The organism is Polaribacter sp. Q13, assembly GCF_016858305.2.
Classification (GTDB): domain Bacteria; phylum Bacteroidota; class Bacteroidia; order Flavobacteriales; family Flavobacteriaceae; genus Polaribacter.
Window position 1 is genome coordinate 4,221,898 of the sequence record NZ_CP074436.1, and the last position, 17,468, is coordinate 4,239,365.

The window sequence follows — 17,468 nt, forward strand, 5'->3', positions numbered from 1 at the left end:
AGATAACGATGCTAATTTTTATACGTTGTAGGAGGAACTTTAACAATACCTTTGGGTAATTTTTCTTTTGGTTGTGTTAAAATAGAGTTAGCAAAATTACCTTCAGAAATATACCTTGTGAAGGTTTTGGCAGGTGATGAATTTCTGATAAAAAATAATAATTAACTAAAATAGTTGTGTTTCTGCAAGGCTTCTAAAATCTTGTTAGCTAATGCAAAGAACATAAATTAACAAGGTTAAAAAAGAGAAACCTTTAAGATTTTAAATTATCTAAAATAAATTTAATATTCATATAAAAATGAAATCATACCTACCAAAATTACTATTTGTAATGATTGCAATAACCATTGTTGGTTGTTCAGACAAACAAAAAGAAGTAGCTCAGGTTACAAAGAGCAACCAACCAAACATTATTTTATTTGTTGCCGATGATCATGGAACAGATGCCATTGGTGCGTATGGAAATCCAGTGATTAAAACACCCAATTTAGATCAATTAGCAGCAGAAGGCGTAAAGTTTACAAACGCCTATTGTACTAGTGCAAGTTGTGCCGCAAGTAGATCTGTAATTTTATCAGGGAAATTTGGTCACGCCACAGGTTCTTATGGGCATGTGCACGATTACCATCATTTTAGTACCTATGATACGGAAACCTCTTTGCCAATCATTATGGAAAAAGCAGGTTATGAAACTGCAAGAATTGGTAAATACCACGTAGCTCCAGAAAAAGTGTATCACTTTAACCAGGTTTTAGAAGCAGATCCTAGAAATACCGTTGAAATGGCAGATGCCTGTGCAGATGTATTAAAATCTGACAAACCATTTTTCTTATATTTCTGTACAGATGATCCTCACAGAGGATATCCTTTTGAACCAGAACAATGGGATACGCCTAATAGTTTTGGAAATAAAAAAGAAGGCTATAAAGATGTAGAAACTGTAATTTATAATCCAAAAGATGTTCTAGTACCATCTTTTTTACCAGACACAAAACAAACAAGAGAAGAAATTGCGCAGTATTACCAAAGTATTTCTAGAATAGATCAAGGTTTCGGAAAATTGATGAAAATGTTACAAGCTACCGGTAAAGCAGACAATACCATTGTAATTTATATTTCTGATAATGGAATGGCTTTTCCAGGAGCAAAAACAACAGTTTATGAGCCAGGTATTAAGTTACCATGTATTATTAAAGATCCATTAAAAAATATAAAAGGGGCAACAAACAATGCCATGATTTCTTGGGTAGATTTAACGCCGACTATTTTAGATATGGCAAAAATTGATTACAAGAAAGAAGATTTTCATGGTAAGTCATTCAATTCAATTTTAGAAAAAACAAATCCAAAAGGTTGGGATGAAGTGTATGCATCGCACACATTTCATGAAATAACCATGTATTACCCAATGAGAGTGGTAAGAAATAAAAATTACAAATTAATTTGGAATATTGCTTGGCGATTAGAATATCCTTTCGCGTCTGATTTATGGGCATCTTCTACTTGGCAAAGTATTTACAGAAATGATATTGAAAATTTTGGACCAAGAAAAGTACAAGATTTTCTTTTTAGACCCGAGTTTGAATTGTACGATTTAGAGAAAGACCCAGATGAGTTAAATAATTTAGCAACAAATAAGGAATTCGAAAAAACTTTAGAATCTATGAAAATTAAGTTGAAAAAATTTCAGAAAGATACTTCAGATCCATGGATGATTATGTGGGGGCATGATGCATCTTTACAAGGGTCTGGAGTTAATTTATAAAATAAATACATGAAAAATACAGTATTAAAAGGCATTACCATTTTAATTTTTATAATTACAATTGGTTGTAACGCTACAGAAATTATCAACATAAAACATGCCGAAGGAGATATGACTTTGGTAGTAAGAGAAGCTATTGAAGGAGCAAAAACTAAAGACATAAAATTAGTATTTGAAAAAGGAAATTACTTTTTTAAAACCGATTATGCCGTTGGTAAATTCATGTATATTACAAACCACGGAAATGGTTTTAAAAAAATAATTTTCAATTTTGAAGGATTTAATTCTGTAGAAATAGAAGGTAATAATTCAGAATTTATTTTTAGAGGTCAGACTTTACCATTTGTTTTTGATGGATTACATAAAGTTGATGTTAAAAATGTAACGATCGATTGGGACATTCCCTTTTCTTTTCAAGGTGATGTTACAGCAGTAAATGAAAAAGAACAATGGTATGAGTTAAAGCCATATACTAAAGGATTCTCTTGGAAACTTAGTAAAGGTAGAATTGAATTTCCAGGAATTAATCATTTTAACTTTACTTCTTTAGGGAGCTCTTTACCACATAATAAAGAAACAAAAGCGGTAGATTATGGCGCTTGGGACGCAAGCTTAGAGTCTAATTTTGTAGAAAAAAGACCGAATGGAATTTTACGTTTCTATAACAAAAATTTAAAACATTATCCAAGAATGGGTTCCGTTTTACAATCTAAAGGAGATAAAAAAAATAATAGATATGCACCCGCTTTTTTAACCAAAAATTCTAAAGATATAAAGTTTAACAATGTTATTATTCATCATGCTTTAGGTATGGGGTTTTTGTTTGAAAGATCTGAAGATATTGAAATTTTAAATTCAGGAATTTATGTTAGAGAAGGCTCTGATAGAGTAATGTCTATTGTTGCAGATGCAACACATTTTGCAAACTGTAAAGGAGATATTTTAATAGAAGGTTGCCGTTTAGAAGGGATGTATGACGATGGTACAAATGTACACGGAACTTATGTTGCTGTGAAAGAAATTTTAGATAATAAAACGATTAGAATCGCTTTAATGCATGACCAACAAATGGGCTTTGAGTTTGCAGGAGCTAATGATGAGGTTTGGTTTATAAAACAACCAAATCCGCAAAGAGCAGAAACAAACACGGTAACTTCTGTAAGAGTTCTTAATGATTATTATACCGATTTAACGTTTAAAAATGAAATTCCTTCAGATTTAAAAGTAGGAGATCTTTTAGAAAATAAAACGTGGAATCCTACATTTACCATGCGAAACAATGTAATTAGAGATCACAGAGCAAGAAATATCATCATTAAAACACCTAAAAAGATTGTTATTGAAGATAATGAATTATCATCAATGATGTCTTCTATTATGTTAAGAGGAGAAACTTTTTATTGGTTTGAATCAGGGAATGTAGAAGAGGTAATTATTAGAAATAATAGATTTATAGATTGTGCTTATGCAGGTACTGAACACGCTATTTTAAAAGTATCTCCAAGATTAGGAAAAACTTTTGATCGCACAATGACCTATGATAGAAATATCACTTTCGAGAACAATACAATTGAAACTTTTGGCAACAGAATCATTTGGGCAGATAGAGTAGATGGGTTAACAATTAAAGGAAATACCATTAAACAAACAACAACTTTTAAACCACAATTTCCGGATGCATATATGTTCGATTTAATGAATTGTAAGAACGTAGAAATTTCTAACAATTCTTATTTAGGAACCAATAAGAATATTTTAAAAGCAGATGAAGTTTCTAAAAAAGATTTAAAATTTAGTAATAATATAGGATTAAATAACTAAGTATGAAAATTATTCATTTTTTTGGATTATTATTTTTGTCAGTTGCCACTCTACAAGGACAAGATTTAGAAAAAGAAGCTATTTATAAAATTAATACTTTAGAAGCATTAGTAAAAAAAGCGTCTAAAAAAGATATTGATGTTTTAAAGGAAAAAACAACCATTAGAACCGCAGAAGTCTTTTTAAAGTTCGCCAATTGGGATGAAAAGAATTTAGATAAAAACACCAAGCTTTTTAAATTGGTTCCTTCTTTTAAAAAGGAAGCATTAAAAATGGCAACGGGTTTAGCAGCATTCGAAAGAAGTGACATCAATTTAATGTTAGATAAATCGATTGCAGAAATTACCTCTTTAATTGAAGGTAAAACCTTTAGAAAAGCAAGTCCAAATGTAGATTGGACAAAAGTAAAAAGAGAAGAAGATCATTTGTCTTTTAAGAATCGACCTGTATTTTTAGCAGATTATACTTGGAAACCAGAGACGAAAGAGCTGACCGAATTTCATGGAGATTTAGATGGCTTTTTTCTAACGCCAACTTATGTTACTAAAGAAGATGGAACCATTAATAAAAGAATTTCGACGGATTTAAAAGAGAAGTCTAATGGCTCTTTAGGTTTTATTTTTATGAATCATAAAAGTGTACCTAAATGGGCTGAAGAAAAATATGGGCCTAATTTTTCTATGAGAGAAGATACCTATACAGAGTATGATATAGATAATCCTGGGGCTAGAGAATTACAAGCAAAATTAATAGGGAATGTTGTGCCAGAAATGGCAGGAAAAGAGTATTCTCAATTAGGATACATGTTGTGTAATGAACCTCACTTTTTTACGTATACAGATGCTACCAAGAAAAAATTACCTTGGGCTTCTGGTGGTGTTTCACACTTTACCATTGAGAAATTTAAAGTTTGGTTATCAAAAAAACATCAAACTATTGCAAAGTTAAACAGTGTTTGGAATTCTAATTTTAAAGATTTTAATGCTGTTAAAATAGCAATCCCTATTGATATCAGTTTAAAAGGAACCCCAATTTGGTATGATTGGACTGCCTTTAATATGGACCGAGTTACAGATTGGTATACTTTCTTAAAAACAGAAGTAACTAAGTATGATGCAGACGCTAAAGTGCATTTAAAAATTATGCCTAGCCTTTGGACAGATAACAAAAGAGTACATGGCATTGATTTAGAAGCATTGACCGATTTAAGCGGTATTATTGGTAATGATTCTGGTGCAGCCCACAAATATACTTGGGGAAAACCTCATAAATGGGAAGAAGATTACGCTTTTGAATGGAGAGAATTGTGTATGGGATATGATTTTATGAAATCTGTAAGTCCTAATAAAATAAATTTTAATTCAGAATTACATTATTTATCAACCGTAAAATCTCGTGATTTATATTTAGACCCAAGTTATGCCAGAGCAACGTTTTGGTTGGCACATACTTTTGGGTTAGATGCAAGTCAGATTTGGTATTGGCCAAGAAATGCTGATGGTTCTATTTCTAAAAAAGCAATTAATAATAAAGGTTATGCAGGTACAAATACACAGCAGCCAAGAGTTACTAATGAAGTTGCTATGACTTTAATTGATTTGAATTCTTATTCAGAAGAAATTTTAGCTTTTCAAAGACAAAGAAAACCGGTTCGTATTTTCTATTCTAAAACATCTGCAATCAATAAAAAAGAACACATGGACGACCTTTATCGTTTGTATGAAGGTTTAAATTTTGAAGGAATTCCTTTAGGGTTTGTAACAGAAAATATCATCAAAAAACAAAACAATAAAAATTGGGATGTTATTACTGTTTACAATACTCCTTTTGTTACCAATGATGAATTAAAAGCATTGCAAACGTATTTAAATAATGGAGGAACTGTAATTCTTGATGACAAGAGTTTAGTGAAAAATGAATACGGAAATGAACTGAACACGTTAACGGATGGAAAAGGAACTATTATTAAATTGAATTCTGTTGCTAAAATTAAAAACAACGTTTTATCAATCTTAAAAGAAAAAAATCTACTTTCTGATATTGCTATAGAAGAAACAAATTCAGTAAGTAAAAAAGGATGTATCTGGAAAGTAATTAAAAATGAGAAAGGCAATAATGTGTTGTCCGTTGTAAATGTTGGGAAATCGGATGCTACTTTAAGGATCTCGTTAAATGGAAGTGGAAATATTATTTGTAAAGATTTAATAAAAGGAATTTCAGTTTCAGCAACACCTACCTTAAAACCGAATGAAGTTTATTTTGTAGAAATAATTGCTAAAAAATAAGTATCAGAAAAGTGAACTCCTGCAAGGTTTTTTTTGACTTTGTTAGTGTTTATGAATACGAAAAAATCGAAAAAAAGAAATTGTAATATGGTAATACCTACAAGGTTTTTGAAACCTTGCAGGAAAAAAGATAAAAGGAACTTAAAAAATAACAATCCCTCAGGGTTTTTAAATCCTTGTAGGAAAGGATAAATAATTTTATGAAAACATCTAAATACTTATTAGTAGTAGTAATAACAGTATTTTTTTCTTGCAAATCGGCCTTAATATCTCAAGAAAAAAAGGAAGTACAAGTAGTGCTATTAGCAGGACAATCTAACATGGCAGGGGCTGCAAATTATGATGATTTAGATGCTTCTATTCAAAAGAGGATAGAAAAAGTAGCAGATAGAGTTTTTATCAGTCAGTCTAATACAGCACAAACACCTTTATCGTATTATAAAAATAAGCCGAGTAAAAAGTATGGTTTTACAAAACGTTTTGGTCCGGAGTTGTTAATAGGATTAACCTTGGCAGAAAAATATCCGAATAAAGAATTTTTGTTGATAAAACATGCCAAAGGAGGTACCGCTTTATATGGCGCTTGGAACCCAGAATGGACGATTGAAAATGCAAGAGAAATTGAAAAAGGAGCCAAAAAACAAAGTTGGAATTTAGTACAACAACACATCGATTTAATTAACCAAAATTTAAACATTTTAAAAGAGAAAGGAAAGTCTTATAAAGTTATAGGGATGGCTTGGATGCAAGGAGAAAATGATGCTACTTTAGAAAAAGCAGCAACTACTTATGCCGCGACTTTAGAAAAGTTAATAACGAAGTACAGAACTACTTTTAAAGTGAAAGACATGCCTTTTGTTTTCGGACAAATAAACTCTAGATATGGTGTTAAAAACGGAGCAAAAACGGTAAGGGAACAGATGGAAAAAGTTTCATTAGAGGTGAAAAATGTGCATTTAGTAAAAACAAGTACAGATACAAGTTGGTCTGATTTTCCTAAAAATTCAGATAATGTGCATTATAATGCAGAAGGTCAATTAAGATTAGGAACAAAATTTGCAAACGAATTAATAAAGATGATAAACTAATAGTATGAAAAAAATATTTTTAAGTTTTATTGTTTTTCTCTTGATTTCTAGCACCGTTTTTTCGCAAGAAGAAATTCAGGTTGTATTGTTAGCAGGACAATCTAATATGGCAGGTAGAGGAATTACTGAAGAGCTAGATGCCGCTTTTATAAAAAGAATTCACGATGTTTCTGATAGAGTTTTTATAAGCACCTCTGATGTAGAAAAAAGTAAACCGATTCCATTATCTACTTTAAAGAAAAGTTTTGGTCCAGAATTAATGGTAGGATTAACATTAGCAGAAGCAAACCCAAAGCAACATTATTTATTGATTAAAAAAGCCGTTGGAGGTACCTCTTTATATGGTGCTTGGAATACCGAGTGGACATTAGAAAAAGCAATGCTTGCAGAGCGAGGTAAAGTCAGGCAAAGTTTGCAATTATACAAGCAACATATAAAAAATATTAAAAGAACCCTTAATGATGTAAAGAAACAGGGCAAAAAATATAAAATTTTAGGTGTTTTATGGATGCAGGGAGAAAGTGATACGAATAAAGAAATTACAGCAACAAATTATCAAAGCAATCTTAAAAAATTGATAGCAGGTTATAGAAAAGAAGTACAAATAAATGACTTGCCTTTTGTAATAGGACAAGTAAATGTATTGCCAAGAAAATATAAAGAGGGTCCTGCACAAGTAAGAACTGCAATGTTAAATGTTGCCAATTCTGATGATAACATTGCTATTATTAAAACATCAACAGATGCTTCTTGGTTAGATTACCCGAAGCATTCAGACAATTTACATTACAATACAGTAGGGCAAAAAAGATTAGGAATGGCCTTTGCTAAAGAATTAATACAACTAATAAATAAATAACAAAATGAAAAAACAGTATTCTTATCTCGCATTTAGAATCTTATGTATTCTTATGTTAACAGCTACTTTCACTGCTTGCAGTCAAAAAGAGAAACTAACAAAACAAACAATAAAAAAACCGAATATTTTGTGGGTGGTCGCGGAAGATTTATCCCCATTTATGGGCGTTTATGGAGATTCTATTAATAAAGGACACACACCAGTAATTGATAAATTAGCTGCGGAAGGTGTTTTGTTTAAAAGAGCGTATGCAACTGCACCCGTTTGTTCTGCAAGTAGATCTGCTTTTATAACAGGTGTTTATCAAACTACAACAGGTACACATAATCATAGGTCAAATAGATTTACAGAAAATGAGATTGTACCAGATAATCTTAAAATTAAATTGCCAGAAGGCATGAAAACCATTCCTGAATTGATGAAGGAAGCGGGATATTTTACCTTTAACAGTGGTAAAGATGATTATAATTTTGATTATGATAGAAGAGCGATGTATGATACAGGTACCAAAGAAAATTACAAAGCAGGAATGAATGGATGGCAAGGAAATTTTGCTATTAATTACAAAACTGTAAAAGAGTATGTTTGGAACGCTAGAAAAGATAAAAATCAGCCTTGGTTTGGACAAGTAGAAATTATGGGTGGTAAAAAAGATTACCAATACGTAAGAGAAGGTGAAAAACTAGAAACTTATGACGTACCAATGCCTACTTATTTTCCAGATATAAAATCGCAAAGAGAAGCTTGGACGCAGCATTATAATGCCAATAGAGGATCTGACGTTACGTTAGAAAAAATTATAAAACAATTAAAAGCAGATGGTGAGTACGAAAATACCATTATATTTTTCTTTTCAGACCATGGTAGTAATGCATCTTTAAGACACAAGCAATTTTGTTATGAGGGTGGTTTGTTAGTTCCTTTAATTATCAAAGGAAATAATCCTGCTTTAAAAGCCGGAACGGTAAGAAATGATTTGGTTTCTTTATTAGATGTTTCTGCAACTACATTAGCTTTAGGAGATGCTAAAATGCCATCTTATTTAGTAGGGCAAGATTTGTTTTCTAAAAAATATAAAGAAAAAGAATATGTAATAGGTGCAAGAGATAGATGCGATTATACGATTGATAGAATTAGAAGTGTCGTTTCTGAAGATTACAGATATATTCGTAATTATTTTCCGAATAGACCAATGTTACAAGCTAGTTATAGAGATAATAAAAAGATTGTAACCGATTTAAGAGAATTACATGAAGAAGGAAAATTAACCCCTTATCAAGATAAATTTTGGTTTGGAGTTCGCCCTACAGAAGAATTATATGATTTGAAAAAAGATCCAGATCAAATGAATAATTTAGCTTTAGACCCTACTTTTTCTAAAGTACTAAAAGAGCATAGAGATGTTTTAGAAAATTGGATAAAAGAAACTGGAGATAAAGGTCAGTTTCCTGAATCTGCAGCACAATTAAAAGCAACGTATGATATGTGGAAAGACAGACCAAGATTTAAAAATGCAAAAATAAATCCAGAATACGATCAATTTAAAAAATAGTTTTTTGAGATAATAAGCTTCGAAAAGAAGTATTTAAAAGCGCAAAGGTTGCAAGGAAATTCTAGAGTAATTCTACAATTTTTTTGAAAACCTTTGCGTTTTTGTTGTTAAATGAAGTTTTAGCGACCATTAAATACATTTTATGAACTAATACATACACGTTTTTTAATGTTTTTTGGTTTCTTCGTTAAAAATTAAATAATACACGTATGAAATTTAAGAACATAAAAAATGTATGTATTGTGGCTTTATTGCTAATTGCATTTTCAACTTTTAGCCAAGAAAATAAATCGAAGCCAAATGTATTATTCATTATGGTAGATGATTTAAATGATTGGGTTGGCGCATTTGGTGGAAATCCACAAACTAAAACACCAAATATAGATGCCTTAGCAAATAAGAGTACTATTTTTAAGAATGCATATTGTTCTGCACCTTTATGTAACCCATCAAGAACAAGTATCATGTCTGGGTACAGACCCTCTACAACAGGTGTGTATGGTAATTCAGAGCATTTTAGAGATGTAAAAGGTTTTGAAAATACGGTCACAATTCCTCAGTATTTTGAAAAATATGGATATAAAACTGCAGCAGCAGGAAAAATATTTCACAGTCCAAGAGGAAATGCTAAAAAACCAAAACCAGGAAGTGATCCAGGATCTTTTCAACAAGAAAGAAAAGGAGGTTTAGGAGGAACGTACCCAGAAGATAAAGACAAACACTCGCATGGTTTAGAGTTGAAAAAATACGGAGTTAAAGGTTCTTTCTTACGTTCTTTTGATTGGTTTCCTGTAGATGTAACTTTAGAAAATAATAACGATTATAAATCAGCAGATTATGCATCGAAATTTTTACAAGAAAAGCATGACAAACCCTTCTTTTTAGCTTGTGGAATTTTTAGACCACACTTACCTTGGTTTGCACCAAAACAGTTTTTTGATATGTATAAATTAGAAGACATAAAACTACCAGTTACCTTAAAAAATGATTTAGATGATGTTGGTAGGATGGGACAAAATATGGCAAAAAGAGGCGTTCATAAATCTGTTGTAGAACATGGTAAATGGAAAGAAGCTGTAAGAGCTTATATGGCAAATATTTCTTTTGCGGATGCTTGTGTAGGTCATTTATTAGACGGGTTAAAAGAGAGTACATACGCAAAAAACACCATTATAGTTTTAATGGGAGATCATGGTTGGCATTTAGGAGAAAAAGAACATTGGTCTAAAAATGTTTTGTGGGAACGTTCTGCAAAAACACCTTTGTTAATCTTTGACCCAAGAGGTGATGGTAAACCCAAAGTAAGTACTTCTTTAGTTTCTCTTTTAGATGTGTATCCAACGTTAGTTGAAATGGCAAACTTACCAGAAAATAAAGAGTTAGAAGGAAAAAGTATTTATGATATCGTAAAAAATCCAACAAAGGAAACGAAAGAATATGTATTGACTTCTAAAGACAAGGGACTACATTCTTTAAGAAGTAATGAGTACAGATATACGGTGTATCCTGATGGTTTTGAAGAATTGTATGATCATAGAATAGACCCGAATGAGTGGACAAATATTGCTAAAAACCCTTCTAATAAGGAAGTTTTAAAGACGTTTAGAAAAGAGTTAAAAAGTATCCTAAAATAAAAGATTTATAATACCCATTAAGAATGAAAAAACAATTTTACAATATTAGTTTTTTAGTAGCAATAGCTCTCTTTTTTGTTTCTTGTAGTACCTCTAAAAAAGAGGTTTCTAAAGTAACCAAAAAGCCAAATATTATTTTTGTTTTGGTGGATGATATGGGCTACGCAGATGTTGGTTTTAATGGTTCTACTTATTTTGAAACACCAAACATAGATGCGTTGGCAAAAGAAAGTTTGGTATTAGATAATGCCTATATGTATCCTACTTGTTCACCGTCTAGAACCGCAATTTTTACAGGAAAACAATCTTTTAGAACAGGTGTTTATACGGTGCCTGTTTTAGAAAAAGGAGACGATCAAGAAAATATTTTTTCGAGATGGACAGTTGGTAGAGAGCATCCTATATATGCAGAACCTTTGGCAAAAGCGGGGTATAAATCTATCCATTTAGGAAAATGGCATATTGTTGGTCCTTATCCGCAAGAAGAACTGGCAATGGAATATCCATTAAAAGAAAAATTAAAACAACCAGATGCAGGAGATTATTCTTGGGTTTCGAATCATAAAACAATAGAAGTTCAACAATATTATCCTGAAAAAAGAGGTTTCTTAAAAAATGTAGGAGGAAGTTTTAGAGGAGATCCAGCTTATGAAAAAGGAGGTTATAAAAGTGAGGCTGGTGGTTATTGGGCTCCGTTTAGCAATCCTTTTATCAAGAAAAAATCAACAGATAATTGGTTAACAGATCGTTTAACAGATGATGCAATCGAGTTTATGGGGGCACATAAAGAAGGGCCTTTTTTAATCAACTTAAATTTTTATGCGGTTCATAGACCTATAAAATATAGAAGTAAAGAATTGTATCAAAAATACTTTAACAAACCAGGTGATACTATTACAGGGCAAGGTTTGCATGATAAGAAAAAAAAGCATGAATATTTTGCAAGTTATGCAACTATGGTAGAGTCTGTAGACGATAATATAAAACGTATTGTAGACTATTTAGATGCGAATAATTTAAGAGAAAACACTATTATCATTTTTACATCAGACAACGGATTTCATAGTATGGCAAGTGCCAATGATTTAATGCGTGGTGCAAAAGGATATATTTATGAAGGCGGAATTAAAGTACCAATGTTTATCAATTGGCCAAATAAAGTTACACCTAGAAGAAGTGAGGTTGCTGTAAGTGGATTGGATGTTTTTCCAACTTTAATGAACTTAGCAAATGTTACTGATTTTAAAGGGACTTTAGATGGAAATTCTATGACTGATTTATTTCTTAAAGATGATAAAAAATTATCGGAAAGACCTTTGTTTTGGCATTTAGCAAGTCGTTATAAACACGGAACCTGTTCTGTAATTAGAAAAGGAGATTATAAGTTAATTCAGTTTTTGGCGGATGGTAAATTGGAGTTGTACAACTTAAAAGTAGATCCTAAAGAATCAAAAAACTTATCAACTATCGAATTAAAAACCACTCAGAATTTATTAAAAGAATTGGTTTCTTGGAGAAAAGAGAATAAAGTTCCGTTACCTCCAAATTCAATTCTTAAATTTTAAATTAAAAAGGAAAACGCGAGAAGAATAGTAAAACTCTTCTTACAGCTATTTTTATGTAAAATAGAATGCATTTGCTTTTTATAAATTCACTATCAAAATTTATTTATAATGAAAAGAAGAGATTTTTTTAAAAAAGGAACAAAAGGTGTTTTAGCAGCGAGTTTATTTCCAATAATGGGAGATATTTCTGCGCAAACTTCTAATAGTAAAAACGGTTTGTTTAAGGAAGAAGAAATATTAAGGAAAACTTTAAAAAAAGATCCAATTCGAAAAAAAATAGTAAATGTAGATGTTGCTGTAATTGGAGGTGGAATGTCTGGTATTTCTGCGGCAGTCTCAGCAGCTAGAAATGGGGCAAAAGTAGTTTTAGTACAAGACAGACCTGTTTTAGGAGGAAATGCTTCTAGTGAAATGAGAGTTACAGTAAATGGGGTTCAAAGTTTATTGAATAAACACAAAATAGAAAGAGAAACGGGTATTGTAGAAGAACTTCTAATTGAAAACTGGCATTATAATCCGCAAGAATCTTATCCTGTTTGGGATCATGTTTTATATAATTATGTAGTTCGTGAAAAAAATCTAACCTTATTGTTAAATACAACTGCGTTGGATGTAAAGATGGATGGTAACAATATTAAATCTGTAGTTTGTCGTCAATTAACAACAGAAACAGATTTTACAATAAATGCTCCTATTTTTTGTGATTGTTCTGGTGATGGTTTTGTAGCGGCAACTGCAGGAGCAGAATTTAGACAAGGAAGAGAAGGAAAAGCAGAATTTAATGAACAATATGCACCAGATGAACCAGATGGTTGGGTTATGGGAGATTGTTTTATGATGATTACAAAAGACATGGGAAGGCCAGTTCCTTTTTATGCACCAGAATATACAATTCCTTTCGATGCAGAAAAAGCATTTAAAGACAAGCATAGAAAAGTAAAACAATTAAAAGAAGGTTTTTGGTGGGTAGAATTAAGTAGCGATGTAGACATTATTGGCGAAAGAGATGAAATTCGTCATAAATTAATGGCACATTTTTACGGGGTTTGGGATCATATAAAAAATTCTGGTGATTTCCCGGAAGCAGCCAATATTGCTTTAGATTGGGTAGGTTCTATTCCTGGTAGGAGAGAATCTAGAAGATTTATGGGAGATTATATTCTATCTGAGCCTGATATGTTAGGACTTCGTCATTTTGATGATGCCATTGCATTTGGTGGTTGGTCTTTAGATGAACATTGCCCTGGAGGAATTGAAAATTTAGAGGAACCTGCAAGTTATTTTCACTCAAGATTTAAAGATGTATACCAAGTTCCTTTTAGAAGTTTATATTCTAGAAATATTGATAACTTATTATTTGCTGGTAGAAATGTGAGTGTAACGCACATTGCACTTTCATCAACTAGAATTATTGGTACCTGCTCAATGATGGGACAAGCGGCAGGAACAGCAGCAGCAATGTGTGTTAAAAAAGGGGTGTCGCCAAGAAAATTATATCAAAATTATATAAATGATTTACAGGAGCAATTGTTAAGAGATGATTCTTATTTTCCTAATAGACCTGCAAAAGATCTAAATGATAAAGCAAGAACGGCAAGTTTAATTTTTGCTTCTTCAACAAGTTCTGGTGATGTAAAAAATTTAACAGATGGCGTTGGTAGAGATGAAGTTGATAAAATTCATCACTGGCAATCAGATGGTTTAAACGCAGACTTACAATTAGAATGGAACAAACCTCAAAGATTTACTAGTGTAGAAATGAAATTTGATACAAACCTGCAACGAAAAATAAATTTCCATAAAAATCCTAATAAGTATAGTGAACAATTATTGGTCGTTCCACCAGAATTGGTAAAAGATTTTACAGTAGAAGCAAGAATACAAGGAAGCTGGAAAGAAGTTGGTAAAAAAGAATACAATATTACACGTTTGGTAAAAATTAATTTTGATGAAATAGCAGCAACTGCTATCCGTTTAAAATTGAAAAATACACACGGTAAGGAAAATATTAGAATGTACGAAGTACGTTGTTACTAAATTTTAAACGCAGAGGCGCAAAGGTTTCGAAAAATTCGCAAAGAATAAGGGCTTAAATCTTTGCGCACTTTGCGAAAACTTATTTTAAACTTTGCGGTTAAAACCATTAAACCAAAGAAAAACTATTAAGTCAAATACAGATACTTTATAAATGAAAATAAATTCACTTCTTACTTTAGTAGTAAGCTTTTTAGTTTCCATTCAATTATTCGCTTTTCAGTCTAATAATTTCTCAACAAAAACCAATAATATAAGAAATTCTGTTGTTGGAGAAATCAATAATGAGTCAATCCTTTTTGTTTCTGAATTAAGCAAAAGTATCGCCGCTTATACTTTAGACGGAAAAGAATTGTGGCAATATAAAATAGACCAACCTTCAGTTATTTTTGAAATTCTTGCACAAGACATCAATAATGATGGAAATGATGATTTGTTAGCAGTTGCTGGTAACGGAATAGTGTATTGCATTGATAGTAAAGGTTCTTTACTTTGGCAATTTACTCCAGATCATAAAGTACGTTTATCGGAAATTGCCGTGGTAAAAAATGATGATAAAATCCAAATTTTTGCAGGTGGAAATGATTATCAGTTGTATGAGTTAGATACAGACGGAAAACAAGTTTCATCAACCAAAATAGAAGGAGTTGTTAGAAAAATTGAGTCAGGTGTTTTTACCAATTCAGGGAAAGAATCACTTTTTGTAATGACCTATAGTAACGATAAATTTCGTTGGGATTTTATGGGGATTTTAGATGCGGATACAAAAGAAGTTGTAAAACAACTTAGCCCTAAAAAGAAAGAGGTAAAAGCGCTTACAAAAGTAATGATTACAGATATTTCTATAGTAGATATTAACAATGATAAAAAAGATGATATTTTATTTTTTGGAGATGCTAGTTTTAAACCTTTCTTTTCTGCTTTAGATGCAGATTTTAATGTTTTAGCACAATATGTTGGAAATCAAAAACAAGCGCAACGTTATGCGCATTCTCAAGGAAGCTTCTTACCAAGTAGAAACGAAATTATGTTTCAGCATGGAGGAATTTTAATTGTGCTAGATACTAAAGGAAAAGTAATACATATAGCAGGAGAAAGATATGGTAAAGGAGTTTATAGCGATTTTGTTTACGAACCTAAATCTAATCAATTAATTGCGGCAGGAACTGTTGATGGTGGTAACAATGTAGATTTTTACGATTTATCAAAAAATAGTTGGAGCAAAACTTCCTACAAAAAGCAAGGTAGAATGCTTGAAGTAGAAAAAAACTTAGAAACATTATATGCACAAGTTTTAGAGTATAAAACGCCAAGTTATCAGAAAAAATCTGACAAAAATTGGGTGATGATTACCAAAAATGGTGAAGATTCTAAGGTTAAAAAATTACATGGAAATGATATAAAATTTGTCATACAAAAATCACCAAAAGAATCTACAGACAGAACCTATTTGGTTAACAAAATAGGCAAGTCGGCATTAAAAAAAGACAAGAGAGGTAAATATAAAGACTCTAGAGAGCAAATAGTTCAAATGGCGAGAGATTACGAAGCAGAAGGGCAACCTTTTACTTTTTGGGCAGGTCATGGAAACGATCCTTTTTATATTCAAATAGAAACTCTAGAGCAAGTTTTAGAAGTTGCCCCAACAACTTGTTACGGTTTTGTGTATGCAGAAATGGCTAATGTAGAGGATCCTAGAGTACAACTTTACGTGAAAGAATATTTACCAAGACTGGCAAAGGCGATTCGTAAAAATAACAGAGCAAAATTATATTTTAGATATAAAAACATGTTTTGGGCAGCAACATCACATTTACCGCTTTGGAAAGAGATGTTTTATTCTGGAAAGTATAGCGATATTTTAGCACCGGCCTCAGAAGATACTAGTAATAGAATTCAAGATTTAAATTTAGCGGGTAGAATAGGTATGAGAAATGGAGGTTATGTAAATGATTTCGCCATGCGCTTAATTGATGACAATCCAACAAGTTGGAGACCACTTTCTCCTGGAGGACAAAATTCTGTGTCTCCGTATTTAAGACAAGGCGTTATGATGGCTGCTTATGGCGCACGTTACGGAATCGTTTCTACTTCTGGTTTTGTAGAAGATCCAGGTCTTAATATCCTATTTGCTTTGATGAAATCTGGCGTGTTACCAATTGTAGAAAAAGAAGATATTTTGTCTATTGGCTCTTGGCATTTAATAAAAGACATAGATGCAGAGTTGGTGCATACAGTAGATAATCATCATGATATAAAACAATACAAAAAAGACGATGACAATGCCGTTTTTTCAGTAGCTCAAATGCATTGGGCAGGAACTAGTGTTCCAGAAAGCGATTTTTCTAAAATAGCTTTAGGGGTAGATTATAGATGGTTAAATTATATGCCAGAAACTCCTTTTGGAATGGTACCAGTTGCACCCATAGAATTTAAAAATGAGTTATTGAAAAAGAAGATTCCTTTTAGTATTAGTAATGGTAAAAAAGGGTTTTTTAAGAATCAATTTGTGTCAGCAAAAGAATTTGCTCCAGAATTGAAAAGGATTGTAGAAACGGGTGCAAAAGATTTACCAATTTTGGTAAAAGGAGCTGCTTGGTCTGCAATTAAAATTGATGAAAATCATACAAGAATTATTTTATTAGATCAAGGGTATATAGAACCACAAGACAGAGAAGTAACGATTACTTTTCAAAATAGGAATCCGAATTTTGTAGAAGATATTTTAAGTAAAGAAAATTTAAAAATTTCCAAAAACCAAATCAACTTAAAAGTGCCAGCAGGTTCTTTACGATTTATTGATGTAACTTATTAATGATGAAAACAGTAAAGTATCTTTAAAATTTTTTTTAACCAAAGCAACAC

The 17,468-nt window shown here is 31.6% G+C and carries 10 protein-coding genes; all 10 read left to right on the forward strand.

Going from position 1 to position 17,468, the window contains the following annotated elements; translation table 11 throughout:
- Positions 1-298 precede the first annotated feature (298 nt).
- The 10 genes from JOP69_RS17880 to JOP69_RS17925 all read left to right on the forward strand — a co-directional run bounded on the left by JOP69_RS17880 (position 299) and on the right by JOP69_RS17925 (position 17,418).
- On the forward strand, positions 299-1,765 hold the full coding sequence (locus JOP69_RS17880; RefSeq protein ID WP_252191145.1) for a sulfatase: 1,467 nt from the start codon (positions 299-301) through the stop codon (positions 1,763-1,765).
- 9 nt (positions 1,766-1,774) lie between these two features.
- Positions 1,775-3,586, forward strand: coding sequence for a right-handed parallel beta-helix repeat-containing protein (locus JOP69_RS17885; RefSeq protein WP_203393517.1), 1,812 nt, complete (start codon positions 1,775-1,777; stop codon positions 3,584-3,586).
- Between the two features lie 2 nt (positions 3,587-3,588).
- Positions 3,589-5,871, forward strand: coding sequence for an alpha-amylase family protein (locus JOP69_RS17890; RefSeq protein ID WP_203393516.1), 2,283 nt, complete (start codon positions 3,589-3,591; stop codon positions 5,869-5,871).
- 200 nt (positions 5,872-6,071) lie between these two features.
- Entirely contained in the window at positions 6,072-6,959 is an 888-nt protein-coding gene (locus JOP69_RS17895; protein ID WP_203393515.1) for a sialate O-acetylesterase, read from the forward strand.
- Positions 6,960-6,963: 4 nt separating this feature from the next.
- Positions 6,964-7,818 (forward strand): sialate O-acetylesterase, encoded by an 855-nt coding sequence (locus JOP69_RS17900; RefSeq protein WP_203393514.1) that lies wholly within the window; start codon positions 6,964-6,966, stop codon positions 7,816-7,818.
- A gap of 4 nt (positions 7,819-7,822) precedes the next feature.
- Complete coding sequence (locus JOP69_RS17905) at positions 7,823-9,370, forward strand: sulfatase (RefSeq protein WP_203393513.1); 1,548 nt, start codon at positions 7,823-7,825, stop codon at positions 9,368-9,370.
- 209 nt (positions 9,371-9,579) lie between these two features.
- Entirely contained in the window at positions 9,580-11,004 is a 1,425-nt protein-coding gene (locus tag JOP69_RS17910; protein WP_203393512.1) for a sulfatase, read from the forward strand.
- 23 nt (positions 11,005-11,027) lie between these two features.
- Positions 11,028-12,569 carry a sulfatase gene (locus tag JOP69_RS17915; protein ID WP_203393511.1) on the forward strand — a complete coding sequence of 514 codons (1,542 nt, stop codon included), beginning with the start codon at positions 11,028-11,030 and terminating at the stop codon, positions 12,567-12,569.
- Between the two features lie 108 nt (positions 12,570-12,677).
- Positions 12,678-14,606: an FAD-dependent oxidoreductase gene (locus tag JOP69_RS17920; RefSeq protein WP_203393510.1), complete on the forward strand. Its 1,929-nt coding sequence runs from the start codon at positions 12,678-12,680 to the stop codon at positions 14,604-14,606.
- A 151-nt stretch (positions 14,607-14,757) separates the two neighbouring features.
- Positions 14,758-17,418, forward strand: coding sequence for a PQQ-like beta-propeller repeat protein (locus tag JOP69_RS17925; protein ID WP_203393509.1), 2,661 nt, complete (start codon positions 14,758-14,760; stop codon positions 17,416-17,418).
- Positions 17,419-17,468 lie beyond the last annotated feature (50 nt).